The sequence below is a fragment of the Cupriavidus sp. 21MJTG02-4 genome, from assembly GCF_057798975.1.
Genome location: NZ_JBYOJP010000009.1, coordinates 96,841 through 115,345, shown reverse-complemented (window position 1 = coordinate 115,345; position 18,505 = coordinate 96,841). Strand labels below are relative to the sequence as shown.

At 65.1% G+C, this 18,505-nt stretch carries 20 protein-coding genes; 6 read left to right on the top strand and 14 right to left on the bottom strand.

From position 1 onward, the window contains the following. Positions 1–192: 192 nt before the first annotated feature. From AC3FKH_RS19090 to AC3FKH_RS19065, 6 genes are all read right to left on the bottom strand, one after another. Entirely contained in the window at positions 193–576 is a 384-nt protein-coding gene (locus tag AC3FKH_RS19090; RefSeq protein ID WP_488677398.1) for a hypothetical protein, read from the bottom strand. An 86-nt stretch (positions 577–662) separates the two neighbouring features. Next, positions 663–1,070 carry an Hsp20/alpha crystallin family protein gene (locus AC3FKH_RS19085; RefSeq protein WP_488677397.1) on the bottom strand — a complete coding sequence of 136 codons (408 nt, stop codon included), beginning with the start codon at positions 1,068–1,070 and terminating at the stop codon, positions 663–665. A 16-nt stretch (positions 1,071–1,086) separates the two neighbouring features. Beyond that, complete coding sequence (locus AC3FKH_RS19080; RefSeq protein ID WP_488677396.1) at positions 1,087–1,527, bottom strand: Hsp20/alpha crystallin family protein; 441 nt, start codon at positions 1,525–1,527, stop codon at positions 1,087–1,089. Between the two features lie 193 nt (positions 1,528–1,720). After that, positions 1,721–2,890: an MFS transporter gene (locus AC3FKH_RS19075; RefSeq protein WP_488677514.1), complete on the bottom strand. Its 1,170-nt coding sequence runs from the start codon at positions 2,888–2,890 to the stop codon at positions 1,721–1,723. A 90-nt stretch (positions 2,891–2,980) separates the two neighbouring features. Next, complete coding sequence (locus AC3FKH_RS19070) at positions 2,981–4,186, bottom strand: chromate transporter (protein WP_488677395.1); 1,206 nt, start codon at positions 4,184–4,186, stop codon at positions 2,981–2,983. Positions 4,187–4,233: 47 nt separating this feature from the next. Next, a complete protein-coding gene (locus AC3FKH_RS19065) occupies positions 4,234–5,208 on the bottom strand; it encodes a chromate resistance protein ChrB domain-containing protein (protein ID WP_488677394.1) in 975 nt (324 codons plus the stop codon). Between the two features lie 258 nt (positions 5,209–5,466). On the opposite strand from AC3FKH_RS19065, the gene AC3FKH_RS19060 reads away from it, so the two are divergent. After that, on the top strand, positions 5,467–6,522 hold the full coding sequence (locus AC3FKH_RS19060; protein ID WP_488677393.1) for a DMT family transporter: 1,056 nt from the start codon (positions 5,467–5,469) through the stop codon (positions 6,520–6,522). Positions 6,523–6,561: 39 nt separating this feature from the next. Here AC3FKH_RS19060 and surE read toward each other — a convergent pair whose 3' ends face one another. From surE to AC3FKH_RS19030, 6 genes are all read right to left on the bottom strand, one after another. Further along, positions 6,562–7,542, bottom strand: coding sequence for a 5'/3'-nucleotidase SurE (gene surE / locus AC3FKH_RS19055; RefSeq protein WP_488677392.1), 981 nt, complete (start codon positions 7,540–7,542; stop codon positions 6,562–6,564). 90 nt (positions 7,543–7,632) lie between these two features. After that, positions 7,633–8,658: a 4-hydroxy-2-oxovalerate aldolase gene (dmpG, locus tag AC3FKH_RS19050; RefSeq protein ID WP_488677391.1), complete on the bottom strand. Its 1,026-nt coding sequence runs from the start codon at positions 8,656–8,658 to the stop codon at positions 7,633–7,635. Between the two features lie 11 nt (positions 8,659–8,669). Then, positions 8,670–9,575 carry an acetaldehyde dehydrogenase (acetylating) gene (locus tag AC3FKH_RS19045; RefSeq protein WP_488677390.1) on the bottom strand — a complete coding sequence of 302 codons (906 nt, stop codon included), beginning with the start codon at positions 9,573–9,575 and terminating at the stop codon, positions 8,670–8,672. A 35-nt stretch (positions 9,576–9,610) separates the two neighbouring features. Further along, positions 9,611–10,393 carry a 2-oxopent-4-enoate hydratase gene (dmpE, locus tag AC3FKH_RS19040; protein WP_488677389.1) on the bottom strand — a complete coding sequence of 261 codons (783 nt, stop codon included), beginning with the start codon at positions 10,391–10,393 and terminating at the stop codon, positions 9,611–9,613. A 74-nt stretch (positions 10,394–10,467) separates the two neighbouring features. Beyond that, a complete protein-coding gene (locus AC3FKH_RS19035; RefSeq protein ID WP_488677388.1) occupies positions 10,468–12,030 on the bottom strand; it encodes a DUF1302 domain-containing protein in 1,563 nt (520 codons plus the stop codon). Positions 12,031–12,166: 136 nt separating this feature from the next. Next, entirely contained in the window at positions 12,167–12,955 is a 789-nt protein-coding gene (locus tag AC3FKH_RS19030; RefSeq protein WP_488677387.1) for an SDR family oxidoreductase, read from the bottom strand. Positions 12,956–13,081: 126 nt separating this feature from the next. Here AC3FKH_RS19030 and AC3FKH_RS19025 point away from each other — a divergent pair, with 126 nt between their 5' ends. The 5 genes from AC3FKH_RS19025 (at position 13,082) to AC3FKH_RS19005 (ending at position 16,144) form a co-directional block, all read left to right on the top strand. Further along, on the top strand, positions 13,082–13,954 hold the full coding sequence (locus AC3FKH_RS19025) for an alpha/beta fold hydrolase (protein ID WP_488677386.1): 873 nt from the start codon (positions 13,082–13,084) through the stop codon (positions 13,952–13,954). Positions 13,955–13,996: 42 nt separating this feature from the next. After that, on the top strand, positions 13,997–14,782 hold the full coding sequence (locus AC3FKH_RS19020; RefSeq protein WP_488677385.1) for an SDR family NAD(P)-dependent oxidoreductase: 786 nt from the start codon (positions 13,997–13,999) through the stop codon (positions 14,780–14,782). A 17-nt stretch (positions 14,783–14,799) separates the two neighbouring features. Continuing rightward, the gene (locus tag AC3FKH_RS19015; protein ID WP_488677384.1) at positions 14,800–15,177 is read left to right on the top strand and encodes a nuclear transport factor 2 family protein; all 378 of its coding nucleotides are present in this window, start codon (positions 14,800–14,802) and stop codon (positions 15,175–15,177) included. 21 nt (positions 15,178–15,198) lie between these two features. Beyond that, positions 15,199–15,822 carry a TetR family transcriptional regulator gene (locus tag AC3FKH_RS19010; protein ID WP_488677383.1) on the top strand — a complete coding sequence of 208 codons (624 nt, stop codon included), beginning with the start codon at positions 15,199–15,201 and terminating at the stop codon, positions 15,820–15,822. Between the two features lie 85 nt (positions 15,823–15,907). Beyond that, positions 15,908–16,144 carry a hypothetical protein gene (locus AC3FKH_RS19005; protein ID WP_488677382.1) on the top strand — a complete coding sequence of 79 codons (237 nt, stop codon included), beginning with the start codon at positions 15,908–15,910 and terminating at the stop codon, positions 16,142–16,144. A 29-nt stretch (positions 16,145–16,173) separates the two neighbouring features. Here AC3FKH_RS19005 and AC3FKH_RS19000 read toward each other — a convergent pair whose 3' ends face one another. Both AC3FKH_RS19000 and AC3FKH_RS18995 read right to left on the bottom strand, forming a co-directional pair. After that, the gene (locus AC3FKH_RS19000) at positions 16,174–16,653 is read right to left on the bottom strand and encodes an SRPBCC domain-containing protein (RefSeq protein ID WP_488677381.1); all 480 of its coding nucleotides are present in this window, start codon (positions 16,651–16,653) and stop codon (positions 16,174–16,176) included. 642 nt (positions 16,654–17,295) lie between these two features. Further along, complete coding sequence (locus AC3FKH_RS18995; protein WP_488677380.1) at positions 17,296–18,435, bottom strand: helix-turn-helix transcriptional regulator; 1,140 nt, start codon at positions 18,433–18,435, stop codon at positions 17,296–17,298. Positions 18,436–18,505: the final 70 nt, after the last annotated feature.

Below are 18,505 nucleotides of genomic sequence, written 5' to 3'. Positions count from 1 at the left end.
AAGGCCGGTTCGACACGCGGAGCACCACTTTGCTGAAAAGAGTCCGAGGGCGTTGAATTCATCAGTTTTGCCCGCCAGTGCCGGGTGCAAACGGCAGTATGCGAAATCACCATGGCGAACGTGAAATTCGTTTGATGAGGAGGGGAGGGAGGCAGGTCGCCGCCAACCCCGCATCAGTCGCTTGATAGTGCTTCACTGAATTTGAGGAACGATTCCGATCTTCTCGGCCAGCATCCGTTCGTACACGCCAAAGTGGAGATCCACTTCGGTCTGGCTGACCACCGTGACGTCCAGGCTGATCTGGTCCGCTTTTAGCCCGAGCACGGTGGCGAGCGCCACTTCCAGATGTGGTGCCGCAGCCGTGTCTTTTGGAAAGGTCGTGCCAATATTGATGGAATAGGAATTTGAACGGTCATCGACGACCTCCAACAGTCGCGCTGCAGCACTCATATTGTGCTCGATGGCGATGCGCGACAGCTCAGCGATGGTCCGCATCTTTTCAGTCGGAAAACCACGCACGCAGCGCAGCCGAACGCGATGGGGACCCAAAGTTATCCAGTCGGTATCGAACTCCATGATGACCTCTGCTCATGTAATAGGCCGAGATATGCCCGGGCCGACCAGGGCGCCCGGTGAGACGTCCTGGTCGACACCATGTCTGCTTACGTCACGTTGATCGCAATGCGCCGCGGTCGCGCTTCCTCGCGACGCGGGATGGTCAGCTTCAGCACCCCGTCTTGCAACTGCGCGCTGATCTGTGTGCCATCCAGATCCGGACTCAGGGAGAAGGAACGCGCGAAGTGAGGCTGGCTGATTTCCGCGTACTGCACGCGCAATCCGGAGGGCATTGGCACGACGGCTTCCGCAGCAATATGGAGGTTGCTGTCGTGGACGCTGACCTCCAGCTTGTCATGACTCACGCCCGGCAGATCGGCCCACAAGGTCACGCCGTTTGTATCCTCGACGATGTCCACTGCGGGCACGAGCGTCACTGTCCGCGCAGCTTTGTTTTCTTGACGTTGAGCCAACGCACTGTCGTTGCGTTCGGCGACTTGGGTGGTATCGTTCATGGCAGTCTCCTTCGCACTATTGCACAGCGATGGCACGCGGCTTCGATGCCTCGCGTTTGCCCACGCTTACGGAAAGACAACCATTGGCATATCGCGCCTGTACCTTGTCGGGATCAGCGCCGTCGGGCAATTCAATCACCCTTCGGAACGCACCAACAAAACGTTCCTGAGCGTACCGTCGCGAATCCGGCAGGTCGTCGGACCAAACGGAATGCCGCTCGCCGCTGATCGTCAGCAGCCCTCTGTCGATAGAGACCTCAAAGTCCTCCTGCTTGACGCCGGGTGCGAACGCGACGATCTCGATGGAGTCGTCCGTTGCCCCGATATTGATCGCAGGAAAGGCGCCGAAACGCCCGGCGCGGATGCTGGAGGGAAACCCCCCGAACAGCCCCGACATCTGCCTTTGCAAGCGATCGAGGTCACCGAAGAGGTCGGATCCAAAGAATGCGTCAGTCATGGTCGTATCCTCCTATCGATGCCAGCGAGGAGGAAGGGGCATTACGCGCTCCCATTCACCTGCCCCATTGCTGGCAAACAAACAGAAACACGCAGCGCGAAGTCGCGACTGCCTGAGCGGAAATAAAAATAGCAAGAGAAAAAGGCAATTTCAAGAGATGCAGAAGGCACCTCCATACCCCGCGCCGAGGGGCTCAATTGAGTGGCTTGACACGCCTGAAGGCGTGCAACATGGCAAGGTCGTAGCCAATCTTCAACACACCACAGGCCAGCAATGGCGCCCCGGTCCAGCCCATCGCCATCAAGCCTCCCGCAAGAACCGGGCCGACTGCGGCGGCGAGGCTTCTGGGAACCGCTGTCAAACTGGCGGCCGCAGTGCGTTCGGCCGGCGTGACTACTGCCATGACGAACGCCGTCCGGGTCGGCACATCCATTTGCGACAACGCACTACGCATCAGCAACAGCGTCAAGGTCAGCATCAATGACGGCGCGAAGGCTGCGGCAATCAGGAAAGCACTGGAAGGGATGTGCGTGAACACCATGGTGTTCAACAAGCCGATCCTTCTTGCCAGCGGCACGGCAATGAGCTGAGAGGCTGTTGTCAGCAACCCCGCCCAGAAGAAGAACTGGCCCGCTGCGGCGGGAGACAGCCCGAAGCGTTGCATCAGCCAAAGTGACAGCAAGGCGTTGACGACCAGGCCGCCTGCGAACGCATCCACGCTGAACAACATTGCCAGGTGGATGACAATGCGACGCGACGGCCCCAAGGGGGTTGTCGCCGACGATGCCTGCGGACGCTGCTGGGGCAGTCTCGTATAAAGCGCCCAGAGTGCTACGCCGGTAGAGGCATAGGCGACGAACATCAGTCGCATGGCAGCCATCATCGACAGACCGGCATGCACGGAGATCCACGCGGGCAGGGCCGCGGCCAAGGCACCGATGGCAGCGGAGAAGGCGCCAACAAGGCTGTAGCGCGCAAACAGCGCCGTACGCGCATCCGGGGTCGCCGCCTCGGCCAGGCGAGCGTGTTCGAGCGGCAAGAACACGCTGACATCCCCCGAGCTCGGGTTCAGGGTACCGATGAAGGCTACGATCAACAGTGGCCAGAGTGACGACAGACTGGCAAAGCCCACCCCGGTGATTGCCATGAGGACTGCCGCCAGTGTCAGCAGGCGACGTAGCGGAAAGCGGCTCCCGATGACTCCGACCAAGATGGTTGCGAGCGCCGAGCCGATCAGCGTGGCACTGCTGATCAGGCCGACCGAAAGCTGGCCAAAGCCGAGACCCAGCAGATATGCGGGCAAGAGTACAGCGACGAATCCATCGCATACGCCGCGCAGCGCCCGTCCAACGAGCAGCGGCATCACGCTTGTATCGATACCTGGCGGAAGCAGAAGGCCGGTGAGCTTCGAGCGGGCGACCGAGACGGATGTCACCTCAGGATCTCCTGTGACTCAGTGATGCAGCAGCGGATAGGCCACCAGGCCGATCAAGGCCGCTCCCGCAACAATCATGGGCTCGGACAGCTTCTTGAACTTCAGCAGCAGGGCCACGGTCACCAGCGCGAGCAGCGCGGTCGGGATATCGACGATCGAACGTTTGGCCAGCACGATGACCGCGCCGGTAATGGCGCCGATGGCGGCAGCGGTAACGCCATCCACGAATGCCAGAATGGCGGGCAGCTTGCCGTACTTCTTGAAGTACGGCGCAGGCAGGACAGTGAAGAGGTAGCAGGGCAAAAATGTCGCGGCTGCCGCCACGCACGCCCCAGGGAGTCCAGCCACCAGATAGCCGATGAAGCCGACAGTGATAACGACCGGGCCGGGTGTGATCATGGCCACCGCCACGGCGTCCACAAACTGCTTGTCGTTCAGCCAGTGGTGTTCGGTGACGACACCGCCGTACAGGAAGGGCACGATGGCAAGTCCCGAACCGAAGACGAACGCGCCGGCCTTGGCAAAGAACACTCCAATCTGCGACAAGAGCGGCCAGTCCACCGTGCTCATCATGCCGCTTGCAGCCGGCAATGGCGTTGCCGCCAGCGCATTGAGCTTGCCTTGACGCAGCCACTTGGGCGGTGCGCGCCAGAACCAGGCCAGAACACCTGCCGCGACGAACAGCCAGGCTACCTCCGATTCGGTAATGACCGTGACTGCGACGAGAACCAGGTAAATAAACCACAGCAGCTTGTCCTTGCCCACGCTCTTCCTGGTCAGCTTGTGAGCGCTGATCGCGATGATGCCGATCACTGCCGCGCCCACGCCATAGAACACTGACTGCATCCAGGTCAGGCCCCCGAAGCGCACATAGGCCCAACCGAGAGCCAGCACCATCAGAAATGATGGCAGTACGAAGGCAACGCCGACGAGGGTCGCGCCGACGATGCGGTAGTGCACATATCCAAGGTAGATCGCCAACTGGGCCGCCAGCGGGCCCGGTGCCAATTGCGCCAGCGCGAGGCCTTCCTTGTAGTCGGCATCGGTGATCCACTGCCGCGCGTCCACCAGGTCCCGGTGCATATAGCCGGCGAGCGCAACCGGACCGCCGAAGCCCAACGTGCCGAGTCGCAGGAAGTACATCACCAGTTGCCGCAAGGTGTATCCAGGGCGTTCGTGCGGTGAATGGACCGGGGAGGCATCAGAGGGTTGGGGCGAATTCATCTGGTGTCGTCTGAAGGGGAATCTGAAGAGGCTGGATGGGTAACGACCTAGCGCTTGCGCGGGCTCGAAAAATGGCTGTACAGCGAGTCGAGGACACGGCCGGCCTCGTCCAGCAATGCATCGTCATCAGGAAAGCGCTCGCGCGCGCCAGCCAGCATCGCCTCGAAGCCACTCGCTTCCGCAACCGGCGTGCCGCCGATGTCCAGCACATGAATCATCTGGCCAAGGCGCGACAGGCCTTTGTCCTCGTCGAGTCCGAAGCTGGCCAGCAAGACTTCAAACGAAACGCGGTCGCCAATATGGGTGAAGGTGGCGCCGTCGAAGTCGAACCCCAGCAGGTCTTCCGGGCATTGGCGAATGTCCTCGAGCCAGACGAACGTGGCATGGGGATCGATAAAGCGCCGGATCAGCCAGGCGCAGGCGACACGGTCTACCCAGAGATGCCGCCGCGTCCCCCAGCGTCGGCCCTGATACTGGGTGGGGTCACGCCGCGGGATACTGCCCGCCACGCCATGCGGCTCACCCGGGGACAGCAAGATGTCGATGGCCGCATTGAAATCGCGCCATTGCGCTTCGGCGCGGGCGGAAGACTCGTTGGGGAAAAAATCGATCTTGCGGATCGCGTCGAACCCACGGCCGTGCCGGCGAGCCATGCGCAGCAGTTCCGCCTCGTCCGCGTGACCCAACGCCGCGCGGGCGCCGGAAAGCTCTGCCATCCAGGCCGCGTATTCGGCTGTCCGGTCGAACAGTGCGCGATACCCGGCTTCTTGCTGTTCGTCGTCGGCTTGAACGGACAGCATCCAGACTTTGCCGTCCTCGCTGGCCGCGTCCTCGGCCAGCGCTTGTAGCTGGGCTCGCTGGCCCGGGAGGTTGGGCAAAAGATAGGCACCATCGCGCAACGACGCGCTGCCCAACGACTTGATGCCACGCCACAGCCGCATGCGCGGCGTGGCGGCCGAGGTCGGCAGACTGACGACGAGTAGTAGCCAGGCGGCTTGGGGAATGGATGAGACAGCAGTCATGGGCTCAGCTTAGCTGGGCGTAGCGGCTCCTTCAACGTTGTAGAGATCTCTACAAATTCCAGTGCCTTGGAGGACACATTACCGCCGCCGATTTGACTGGGTTCGTGCTACCGGTCATTGGTGGCATGGTGCTAAGGCGCCGGTCGCTGAGGATCCGGAATAGCATGCGGTACTGGGACTGCAAGGCTTGAAACCACCCTGACGTGCGTCTGATATAGCGCAGCAGCATAACCACCGGTTCATTGGCCAGGTCCGACAATGTCTATTCGTACTGCGTCTCCCGCTTTGCTGGCCGCCTTGCTGTTTGGGGCAAGTACACCGCTCGCGAAGGCGCTCACCGGTTCCGTAGCTCCGCTCCTGCTCGCAGGCCTGCTTTATCTTGGCAGTGGCTTTGGGCTGGCGCTGGTACTTGCTGCCCGGAAGATCTGGACAGCGCCAGACCCGGGCAGCGATCGGAGCGGTATTCCGCGGGGAGAAATACCGTGGTTGGTCGGAGCAATCCTTGCGGGAGGTGTTGCAGGGCCCGCCTTGCTGATGACCGGACTCGTCTCAACCAATGCAGCCTCCGCATCCCTGCTCCTGAATGTCGAGGGCGTGTTCACGGCGGTTATCGCCTGGGTGGTGTTCAAGGAAAACGCGGATCGCCAGATCGTCCTTGGGATGGTCGCCATCGTGGCCGGTGGCTTGCTGCTTTCGTGGCAGCCAGGTAGCGTGCAGATCTCGTCCGGGGCGTTGTTGATCGTGGGTGCTTGCCTTTGCTGGGCGATTGACAACAACCTCACCCGCAAGGTGTCCAGCAACGATGCACTCCTCATTGCATGCCTGAAGGGCCTTGTTGCGGGGTTGTGCAATACCGGGCTTGCCCTCACGCACGGGGCGGTACTTCCACCGGCCAGTACGTTAGCGCAGGCGCTGCTTGTCGGATTCGCCGGATACGGTGTGAGTCTTGCCCTGTTCGTGATTGGACTACGTGTGCTGGGCACGGCTCGAACCGGGGCGTACTTCTCCGTTGCCCCCTTGTTTGGGGTCCTGATTTCATTTGTGGTCTGGCCCGAAGTGCCAGGCTTGGCGTTTTGGTTGGCTGCGGCGTTGATGGCACTGGGCGTGTGGCTGCATCTGCGTGAGCGGCACGAACATGAGCATGCCCACGAGCCACTGGCGCACAGCCACTCGCACCGGCACGACGAGCATCATCAGCATGAACACGATTTCCCGTGGGACGGCAAGGAGCCCCATAGGCACTGGCACGAGCATAAGGCGATGGTCCACAAGCATCCGCACTATCCGGACGTGCATCATCGCCATACGCATTAGTGCAAGGTGATGTTCGGCGACAGACGATGGCGTCCTGGCTTAAGGTGCCAGGCCGGCCAGCCCGCGATGCGTATGCCTGAACCGCTCGCGCGCCTCGGCCGAGGGCCGGAAATCCACTTCAAGCGGCGAGATCGTGATGTATCCGGCCAGGAACGCCGGGGTTTCGGCGATGTGCGCGAGGGCATTCGGTTCGCTGTCCGGTGCGCCGACGCCGATCGATACCGTGCCGTCCGGGTTGCGCTGGTACGCCGTGGTGAATGAGTCCACCGTGCCCGCCACGGTCATTCGCACGCCCGCCGGCTGCTGCCTGCCGATCACGGGATAGTTGATATTCAGCGGCTGCGCCGCCGGCAGCAGCGGCTGGCCCGGCGCGCGGCCAGCTTCGAGGCTCGCGATCACGCGCACGAGGAACGCGCCGGCCTTCGGGAACGCGGCCAGCGTGGCGGGGAAGCCCGTTCGCGCCTCGGCGAAGTCGACGCCTACGCTCAGCGCGATGGCGGGCACGCCGCGCCGTGCCGCGAACAGCGCGTTCATCACCGTCCCCGAGTGCGGGATGGAGTCCGACAGGTTCTCGCCGAAATTGGCGCCGGAAACGACCAGGTCGGGCACGAAGCGCTGCTCCGGCCCGACGATCTTCAGCCCCATCGCCGTGGCGTCCACGGGCGAGCCGCTGCCAATGTAGTTCGGGTTGGCGGCATTGAGCGGGCTACCCGCGGCATAGCCGGGCTTGACGCGGTGCACGCAGAAGGTATCGGCGCTGGCGGCAAGCGGTGCCACGACCAGCCGGGTGCTGCCGTCTGGCACGGCGTACGCGGCGCCGGAGCCGCTCTGGTTGCTGGCCGGGCCGACCGTGATGACGCGATGTCCGGCATCCTGCAAGGCCTTGCGCACCGCGCCGATGCCGGGCGCCGCGCAGCCGTCGTCATTGGTCAGCAGCACATTGAGCGCGTGCGCGGGGCCGGCAGCGGCGGCCAGTGCCGCGGCGGCGATGGACAGCAGAGGCGTGGAAAGTCTGGGCATGGAAGGGGTCTCCTGTTCTTCTTCGTCTCGGATACGTGGAACGTCTGTGCCCGGCGCCGCATGGCCGCCGGGCAGTTGGCCTTGCCGCGCCTACGACACCGGCAGGCCGCGTGCGCGCGCCAGCGTGATGGCCGTGTCTTCGATCATGTCCTCCTGGCCGCCCACCAGCCGCTGGCGGCCCAACTCGACCAGGATCTCGCGCGCGGGAATGCGGTACTTCGCCTCGGCGCGCTTTGCGAACAGCAGGAAGGATGAATACACGCCGGCATAGCCGAGCGTAAGCGCGTCGCGGTCGATGCGGATCGGGTGGTCCATGATCGGCACGACCAGGTCCTCGGCCACGTCGGCAATGCGGAACACGTCCACGCCGGTCTCGATGCCCATGCGCTCGCAGACCGCCACCAGCACTTCCATCGGCGTGTTGCCGGCACCGGCGCCCAGCCCTGCCGCCGCGGCGTCGATGCGGTTCGCGCCGCATGCAATCGCGGCCAGCGAATTGGCCACGCCCATGGCGAGGTTATGGTGGCCATGGAAGCCCAGTTCGGTCTCGGGTCGCAGCGCCTGGCGCACGGCGGTCAGCTTTTCCGTGACGTCGTGCGGCAGCATGTGGCCGGCCGAGTCGGTGATGTACAGGCAGTTGGCGCCGTAGCTTTCCATCAGCAGCGCCTGCTGCACCAGCGTCCGGGCCGGCGCCATATGGGCCATCATCAGGAAGCCGACGGTGTCCATGCCGAGCTTGCGCGCCATGCCGATATGCTGCTCCGACACGTCCGCCTCGGTGCAGTGGGTGGCGACGCGGATGGTATGCACGCCGATTTCATGCGCCATGCGCAGGTGGTCGACAGTGCCGATGCCCGGCAGCAGCAGCGCCGAGACGCGCGCCTGCTTCAGTTCGCCCAGCACCGCGCGCAGGTAGTCTTCATCGCTGTGCGCGGGAAAGCCGTAGTTGACCGAGGCGCCGCCAAGGCCGTCGCCGTGAGTCACCTCGATCAGCGGCACGCCGGCGGCGTCCAGGCCGCGGGCGATGCCCTTCATCTGTTCCAGCGAGATCTGGTGGCGCTTCGGGTGCATGCCGTCGCGCAGGGTCATGTCGTGCAGGGTGATGCGTTGGCCCATGGCGTGGCTCCTCAGGCGGTGGTGGTTTCAGGGCTGCCGGCCAGCATTGCGACGGCAATGCACTCGGCGGTGCGGGCCGCGGAGGCGGTCATGATGTCGAGGTTGCCGGCGTACTTCGGCAGGTAGTCGCCCAGGCCTTCCACTTCCAGAAAGATCGACACGCGCTTGCCGTCGAACACCGGGCCGTTCTTCAGCGTATAGCCGGGCACGTACTTGCGCACTTCGGCAATCATGTCGTGCACCGACGCGGTGATGGCGGCGACGTCGGGCGCATCGTCGGTCAGGCAGTGGATGGTGTCGCGCATGATCAGCGGCGGCTCGGCCGGGTTGATCACGATGATGGCCTTGCCCTGCCGCGCGCCGCCCACGGCCTCGATCGCGCCCGCGGTGGTGCGCGTGAATTCGTCGATATTGCGGCGCGTGCCAGGCCCGACCGAGCGCGACGACACCGTCGCCACGATCTCGCCATAGGCCACCGGCTGCACGCGCGACACGGCATACACCATGGGGATAGTGGCCTGGCCGCCGCACGTGACCATGTTGACGTTCATCTCGTTGCTGCCGATATGCGCGTCAAGGTTGACGGGCGGCACGCAGAACGGACCGATCGCGGCGGGCGTCAGGTCGATGACGCGCACGCCGCGCGCGGTCAGCTTGGCCGAGTGTTCGGCATGGACGTAGGCGGAGGTGGCATCGAAGGCGATGCGGATATCGTCGGCTTCAAGATGCGGCAGCAGCCCGTCGATGCCATCGCTGGTGGTCTTCAGGCCAAGCTCGCGGGCGCGCGCGAGGCCTTCGGACGTGGCGTCCACGCCGACCATCCACACGGGTTCCAGGACTTCGCTGCGGCGCAGCTTGTAAAGCAGGTCGGTGCCGATATTGCCGGGCCCGATCAGGGCGCATCGGATCTTGTTCATGGTGTCTCGCGTCGCAAGTAGAGGGAATCAGAAAGTCAGCAGAACACGGCGCTGCAGGCGCCGATGCCGCTGATCCGCATGGACAGCTTGTCGCCGGCCTGCACGGGGATCAGGGCCGCGAGCGAACCCGACAGGATGGTCTCGCCTGCCAACAGCGGGATGCCGAAGCTGCCTAGCGTGTTGGCGAGCCACGCCACCGCGTCGGCGGGATGGCCCAGCGCGGCGCTGCCCTGGCCCGTGGCCACGCATTCGCCGTTCTTTTCCAGCACCATCTCGCACGCAGCCAGGTCCAGCGCCTGCGGGCTGACGCGCTCGTCGCCGAGCACGTAGACGCCGCACGACGCGTTGTCGGCCACGGTGTCCTCGATGCGGATGTTCCAGTCGCGGACGCGCGAGTCGACGATCTCGAAGCACGCTGCCACCGATTCGGTCGCATCGAGCACGTCGTCGCGGGTCACGCCCGGGCCGCGCAGGTCGCGCCGCAGGAAGAAGGCGATTTCGCCTTCGGCGCGCGGCTGGATCAGCGTGTCCGTGGGGATGGGCTGGCCCGCGGCGTAGTGCATGCTATGCAGCAGGATGCCGAAGTCGGGCTGGTGCACGTCCAGCATCTTCTGCACCACCTCGCTGGTCACGCCGATCTTCTTGCCGGTAATGCGGTCACCGGCCGCGAGCCGGTGCGCGACAAAGCCCTGCTGGATGCGATAGGCGTCGCGCACATCCAGCGTCAGGCCGCGGCCGCTCAGGGGCGGTACCGGCGTGCGCGCGACGAGTGCCTGGTGGAGTTCGTTGCTGAGCGTGGAGATCAGGTCGGCATTCATGGCGGGAAGAATCGGATAGCGGTGCCGCGGCGACACGTGGTGATGTGCCGCGGCACCATTGGGTGATGCGTGCGTCAGAACGAGTACTTGGCGTTGAAGGCCACGTAGTCGCGGTCAGCCAGCGGACGGTTGACAATGCTCGCCCCGCCGATGAACGCGGCGTAGGTGAGATTGAGTTCCAGGTTGTTCAGGTACTTGAAGGTCACGCCTACGCTGGCGCGCTTGTCGCCATAGCCCATCAGCGTGCCGAAGGCGCCGGCCACGGCGGACCTGCCGCTGAACTGCTGCGCATAGGTGAGCGGCACCGTCATGTCCCAGCCATCGAACACGTTGTTGTAGGTCAGCGACCAGCCGACCTGGAACGCCGCCGAATTGCGCGTGTTGGTCAACTGGCTGTAGCCCATCACCGAATCGACGCCCAGCACGTGCAGGTAGGCGATTTCACCGACCAGCGACTGCGAGTTGGCCAGGAAGGTCGGGCCGATCGAGTAGATCGCCGAGAGCTGCCCCTGCAGCGCCCGGCCCGGCGACGCGGTGGGCGAGCCGGCTACGTCGACCAGCATCGGGATGCCGTCCTTGTAGCTGATTTCACCGGCGATATTGGCGCCCAGCACTTGCGTGGAGAAGCTGGCGCCGGTCAGGTTGATGCCGCTGAAGTACTTCTGCTGGTACTGCAGCGAGGGGAACAGCGAGGTCACGACACTCGGGTTCTTGTCGTGATAGCGCAGCTGGTACAGGCCGATCTCGGTGTCTTCGAACACGCGGAAGCGCGTGCCGATACCCCATTGCCCCCAGTTCGACGGACTGATGTCCGGGCCGCGCGGGATATTGAAGCCGGGACCGATGATGAACTCCGCGCCCGGGCCGACCACGTCGCTGGTGCTGAAGTAGCTGCCCGGTGCGGAAAGCTGGTTCGCCTTGTAGGTGAACTGGTAATAGCCCATCACGCTGAACGACGGCGTGACCTGCAACTGCAGCGACGCCTGCGGCACCGGCAGCAGGATGTCCTTGACCTCCGCGCCCGGCACGAAGGCCTTGGTGGCATCGGCGGGCCCCTGCGCACCGGCGATGTTGGCGAAGAACAGGCTCTCGCCCCATGCCACCACCTGGTTGCCCAGCTTGAAGCTCAATTGCGAATCGCCGACCGGCGTGGTGCCGTAGACATAGGCGTCGAGCAGCTGCGCGCGTTGCTCGTGATAGTCGCGCGCCGACCCGGTGAACTCGTTGAACGGACCGCTGTGGTTGACGGTGAACGGCGCGTTGTTCGAGTTGGTGCCGCTGTAGGCCCAGTCGTAGAACACGCTGCCGCGCACCAGCGCACCGAAGGCGTCATGCTTGACATGCGCCTCCCCCAGCAGCGAGACGCGGTTCGCGGTCATGTCGCCGCGCTTGAAGTTGCGGTCGCCGTCGTCGCCGTTGATATTGGCGGGGCTCAGCAGCGTGTTGCTTTGGTGGCCCGTGCGTACCGCCGCGCCGTAGGACGCGGTCACGCTGTAGTCGAGCGTGGTGTCGTGGCCGAGATCGATGGTCTCGCCAGCGCGGGCGGCGGGTGCGAGCAGCGTCGCCAGCGCCGCCGCGGCGGCGATCGGCCGTAGCTTGCTGCGGCGTTTGATCGGGCCGCTTGGTGTGTGGTGCATGGTGGTCTCCCCTTGGTTTTGGTGGTGGTTCATGGCCTGGCACTTCGAATGGCGCGCATCTGGCCGCAAGCGTAGAGAGCGGGGGGCATGCACAAATCGGCAGAATGGACTAGGCGATTTCCCTACGGGAATCAGTTCAACCGCGATTGAGCGACGCGGCGTCGAGGAAGGCCGGACGTTCGCCGCCGCCGTCGAGCACGAGATTGGCGCCGCTGACGTAAGAAGCCTGTGGCGAGGCCAGGAACAGGCAGGCGTTGGCGATATCGTCGGGCTGTGCAAGCCGGCCCAGCGGCACCGTGGCGGCCATCGCGCGCAGCGCCTCGGGATCGCCGTAGTGCTGTTGCCGCGAGGTCTCCGTCAGCACCATCCCCGGGCTGACCGCCGCCACGCGCACCTTCGGCGCCCATTCCACGGCGAGCGTGCGCACCGCGTTGAGGATGCCGGCCTTGGCGGCGCCATAGGCGGCCGTGCCAGGCGACGGGCGCAGCGCGCTGACGCTGCCCACGAACAGCTGCGTGCCGCCGGCCGACTGCTGCTGCATGCGCGCATTGGCACGCTGCGCGAGCTGCAAAGGCGCCACCAGGTTGAGCCGGATCACCGATTCCAGCAGCCGTGGCGAGGCATCGGCAACCAGCGCGTAAGGCGAGCCGCCGGCATTGTGGACCACCACATCGAGCGTCGGGCTGTGCCCGGCGATTTGCGCGAGCAAGGCGTCGGCTTGTTCGCTGTCGCGGATGTCGGCGGCGATGAAGCAGGCGGTGCGGCCGTCTGCTTGCGGCAACTCGCTATCGCCCGTGGGCGCGGTGCGTCCGCAAATGAAGACTTGCGCGCCGGCGCGCAGGAAGGCTTCGCTGATGGCGCGGCCGATGCCGCGCAGGCCGCCGGTGACCAGCACGGTCTGGCCGGTGTAGTCGAATCCTGTCATGGGTTCCCCCTGATGCATGGAGCGCCCATCGTAGGAGAAGTGGCCGTGCGCTTCTTAGTCCGAATGAACGATGCCTGCCGGGCCGGGGCTGCGCAATATCGCAGCAACCACACCGGAGACGCCCTTATGCCCGCTACGTCACAGCAAACGCCATCCTCCCTGCATCCCAACCTGCCGCTCGGGCGCTTCGTCACGACGTCGGCGGGCCTGCGGCTGCACTGCCTCGACACGGGCAGCGGGGAACCGGTGGTCTTTATCCATGGCAGCGGGCCGGGGGCGAGCGGCCACAGCAACTTCCGCCATAACGCACCGGCATTCGTGCAGGCGGGCTTCCGCGCGGTGGTGGTGGACCTGCCCGGGTATGGACAGTCGTCCAAGCCGGATGACGTCGAATACACGCTGGATTTCTTCGTGGCCGCGCTGCGCGAGCAATTGCTGGCACTTGAACTGCCGCGCTGCGTGCTGGTCGGCAATTCCCTTGGCGGCGCCATCGCTCTGCAGTACGCGCTGGATTTCCCCGAGCATGTCAGCCGCCTGGTGATGATGGCTCCGGGCGGCGTGGAAGAGCGCGAGACCTATTTTCAGATGGAAGGCATCCAGCGCATGGTGTCGCTGTTCACCGGCGGCCACATGAACCCCGACACCATGCGACAGTTGCTGCAGTTGCTGGTGCACGACGCGAGCCTGGTCACCGACGCGCTGGTCGACGAACGCATGGCGGTGTGCCGCGAGCAACCGCGCGAGGTGCTGGCCACCATGAAGGTGCCCAACCTGACGGCGCGGCTGGGCGAGATCCGCTGCCCGGTGCTTGGCTTCTGGGGCACGGAGGACCAGTTCAATCCAGCCGCCGGCGCGATGAAATTCCTGAGCGGCTGTGCGGATGCCCGCTTTGTCATGATCAACCGTTGCGGCCACTGGGTGATGGTCGAGCATGCGGACTATTTCAATCGCGAGTGTCTCGGCTTCCTGGCCGACACTGCGCAGCTGCGCGCGGCATAATTGGCGCGCCCGCACACCACCAACAATACGATAGGAGACACCATGGAATTCCCGTACAGCCTGTTCGACCTGCGCGGCAAAGTGGCCGCCATCACGGGTGCCGCGCGCGGCATCGGCGCCGAGACCGCGCGCGTGCTCGCGGCGGCCGGCGCGAAGGTTGCCGTGCTCGATGTGCTGGAAGCGGATGGCAAGGCCACTGCCGAAGCGATCTGCGCCGCGGGCGGCGAGGCCGCGTTCTGGAAGCTCGATGTCACCAGCGAAAGCGAAGTGGCCCGCGTGCTCGGCGAGGTCGCGGCGCGCTTCGGCGGGCTTGGCATCCTGGTCAACAACGCCGGCATCGAAGGCACCAACTCGCCCACGCACGAAGTGACGCTGGAGCAATGGCAGCAGGTGATGGCGGTGAACGTGACCGGCACGTTCCTGTGCACCAAGCACGCCATCGCGCACATGGAACGCGCCGGCAGCGGCGCCATCGTCAACGTGTCGTCGATGTACGGCATCGCCGCCGGGCCGGACGTGCCGCCTTACCATGCGTCCAAGGCCGCTGTCCGGATGATGGCAAAGACCGATGCCATGCTCTACGCGGCCAGGGGCATTCGTGCGAATTCCATCCATCCCGGCTATATCCGCACGCCGATGCTCGAACACGTGGCGCAGCAATCGGGGCAGGGTGAGGCGCTGTTCGACTACCTCGGTGGCCTCACGCCGATCGGCAAGGTTGGCCAGCCGCGCGACATCGCGGCCGGCATCCTGTACCTGGTGTCCGACGCCGGACGCTACGTGACCGGCGCCGAGCTGGTGATCGACGGCGGCTACACCGCACGCTGATGGACAAGGAGAACGCCATGCCTGATAGCGCCGCGATGAAAGCCATGCTGCTTGCCTATGCCGAGCGCTTCAATGCCGGCGATGCCGAGGGCGTCGCCGCGCTCTACGCCGACGATGCCACGGTGGAAGACCCGGTCGGCGCGCAGCCGATCGTTGGCAAGGCTGCCATCCTGGCCTTCTACCGGCACACCACTTCACTGGGCGCGCGCCTGGACGTGGTGGCGCCGCCGCGCGGTTCGCACGCCAATGCGGGCGCGCTGACCTTCTCGGTCCACGTGGAGATGGAAGGCAAGCCGGCACGCATCGACGTGACTGACGTCATGTCGTTCGCCGCCGACGGGCGCTTCCAGAGCATGCGCGCCCACTGGGGGCCGGACGACGTGCATTTCCTGTAAAGCGCTGCCGCGAGCCCGCCGATGGTCCGGCGAACCCGCGACGATGCCGTGGCCACGCGCGCGCGCATTCTCGACAGCGCGCAGCAGCTGATGCGCCAGCGCGGGCTACACTGCGTCACGCTTGAAGACGTCGCCCGCGCCATCGGCATGACGCGCGGTGCGGTTTACGCCCATTTCCGCTCGCGCACCGCGCTGCTGGGGGCGCTGCTGTCGTGCGCGGAAGCCGATTTTTCCGCGCGGCTGGCGCCGCTGGCCGATGGGGCCCGTGCCCGGCCACGCGCGCTGGAGCCGGCGCTGGCCGCACTGCTCGATGGCGACGCCATCGCGCGCCATGTCAGCCTGCTGGCAGCCTTGCTGCAGCACAAATGCTGCACCGAGTGCGAGCTGTGTCCGTTGCGAAGCCGCGTGTTGACTGGCATCGACACGCTGCGCGGCACCCTTGCGGACCTGCTGCCCGAACCCGCGATGGCGGGGCTGCTGGTGGCGCATCTGTGGGGCCTGCTGAGTGCGCACGCCATGCAGCTGACGCCAGCGGGTTTGTCGGGCGCGGCGCCGGTGCTGGCTGCGCTTTATCTGGGAGCGGGTATGCAACACGGTGCATCTTTCCCGCCGGCCAGCGCCGCACGCATTCGGGACACTCCTTAGTCCGCTCGGACGAAGTGCTACGGGCCGGCGGCACCTACGATGCTGTCATGGACCTTGAAGCCGGAAAGGGCGTGGGGAGACAGCGATGAAGCGGCTCGGATATCGTTTTGTGGGCGGCGTGGCTGCGGTGGTGTCCGGTGCTGGCGCGGCCTGGGTGTTCGTCGCCGGCGGTGGGTTCATCTATGCAAATAGCGGCCAGGATGACGCCCCCGTTGCCGGCATGGCACTGTCCCGCGTGGCGCCCGATGACTGCGACGATGCCTGCGCGCGTAGCCGTGGCGTAGCGGCGTTGCTGGTATTGAGCCAACGCCCGTCGCAATGACGGGCGCGTGATGTTAGTCCGGCTTGCGCTCAGCGCTGAGCGGCCTGGCGCTGCATGTGGAGGGCTTCGGCGCGTGCCTTGACGTCCCGGGCTACTTGATCAAAGCCCTGCTTCACCCAGCTGCCGTGCTCGCGCATGATGGTTTCCGCGTTCAGGCCGAGGAACAGGTCGGTGGTGAAGTAGCGGGTACGGTTCTGATCGATCGCCTCGACATACTGGTCGCGCCGCGCGGCGTCCTTGTTGCCTTCGGTGGGACGTTGTTCCCAGGACAGAAGGCGTTCGGGCTCCCAGGCGATCAGGTACTCATTGACCGGGATGATCTGATCGGTGCCGGGAATGCGGACCTGCATGTGGACCATGTCGCCGAGGCGGCCGGTGGTTTCCAGGCCCGGGCAGAACGTGTTCCATGCCGCGTAGCATGGGAAATCCGTCAGTACCTCCCAGACCACAGATGGCGGTGCATCGATCTCTACGGTGATCGAAGTCACCAGGTTTTCGGGTTTGGCCATTGTGTCTCCTTCGTGCAGTTATTTGAGGAATCTCAACACTAGGGCCGAGGGCGGTGCCCCCGCATACCCCGAACGGACGAGTCCGCGCGGACGACGCCGGCGACGCAGTGACGGGGCACAGTGACAGCATGCTCAGCGAGTCTCCAGCTGCTGTGAGCTTGGTGTCGGCCAGTGGTTGGGGTCGGCTTTTTTTTTGGTTGTTTGGCGAATTGCGGGGTGTCGTGCTTGGCAGGCGCCGCTGTTTCGCCGGCGTAGCCGGCGAGTTACTTCTTGTCCAAGCGACAAGAAGTAACCAAGAAACGCGTTTACTTGCCCTAACGGGCGAATATTGATCGTAGCGTGCGGAGAATTTCGTACGGGTATTCGCTTCAGAGCCTGCCCGGCTGCCTGCCGCGTGGAGCGCGTCCGCCTGCAGGCTCTCCGGCAATGATTGAACCAGCCCCGAACCTGTCCGTGGCTCGACACTGCCCGCGTTATCGCATCATCGCCTTCGGCTGCTGCGCGGCTCAGTAGTCGGTTGGTCGGGGGCATCATCGGCGCAGATGCTGGTGCTTCCGTTCCCTCGGTTTTTTTACCGAGTGCGCGCAGCGCAGCCGTAGGCGTCCTACCGATGGCGGGATTGGGAAACCGGCGCCGCAGGGATCACCCCATCCCCACCACGCTGGAAAGCAGCATCTTCACCAGCACCGCCTGCCGCGTCGCCCCGGTCTTGGCGAAGATCCCCCTCAGGTGCGCCCGCACCGTATTCTTCTTCACGCCCAGCCGCGCAGCCGCTTCCTCCAGCGTCAGCCCGTCGACCATCAGCAAGGCGAGTTCGATTTCGGTTGGCGTCAGCTGATAGAGCTTGCGCAGGCTGGCGTGCGTATTGCGCGGAGAGCCAGCCGGATCGCGGATGAATACCGCCACCGCAGGCCGCAGCGCCCTGTCTTCGCTGCGATAGCTGAGCGGAATCGGCCGCACCAGCACACTCAGCGGCGTGGCCGCACCGGGCCGGTTCAGGGTAGTGACCTCGCTGCGGTGCGCGGCCGCCGCGTGGGCTTGCGCCGCGCCTTCCAGGATCTTGCGGAACTTGCGGTTCTCCACCGGGCAATGCGCATGCAGGGTGTTGTCGGACAGGTAGAGACCATCGCGCGCCTGCAGCAGGCGCGCGGCAACGTCGTTGCTGCGGATCGCCTTGCCGTGCTCGTCCAGGATGATGGTTCCGACCAGTAGCCGGTCCACGGCTTCCGCGTACAGGGCGCGCTCGGATTGCAGCACGTCCAGCGCGGCATGCAGGTCGACCGCGCGCTTCAGGTGCGGCAGCAGCGCCTGCAGCAGCGTCTTTTCGGCCTGGCCGAAGTCCTGGCCCGCATCGCCGCGGCTGATGAACAGCGCGCATTCCACGCCGTCCGGCGTGACCAGGTTGGCCGCCAGGATATAGCGCAGGCCGAGCGGCTGCAGGTACTGTGCATAGAATGGGTGCGCCAGCCAGCCCGCTTCGCCGAACAGTTCGTCGGCGCTGAAGAGGCGGTCGGGATGGAGCGCGAGGAAGGGGCACAGCGCGTAGTACTGCTCGCTGTACGAAGGTTCGCCCGGCAGGTGCGGGCCGTAACCGGAGGCATTGACGATCAGGCCAGGGCGGTCCGTCGCGGGGTGGCGCAGCACCAGCGTGACGAAGACGGCGTCAAGGCGCTGGCGTGCGCTTTCCAGGAAGCCGGCCCAGGGCACGGCTTCGGTCGGGCCCTGGTAGAGCTGGGCGAGCAGGGCGCTGAGTTCGGCGGCCGGCAGGGAGTCTGGCAGCATGATGACGGTAGCTCGATGCAGGGCAAGGGGAATGGCGGACCTCCCGTCATCTCCATCGTACTGAACGAGG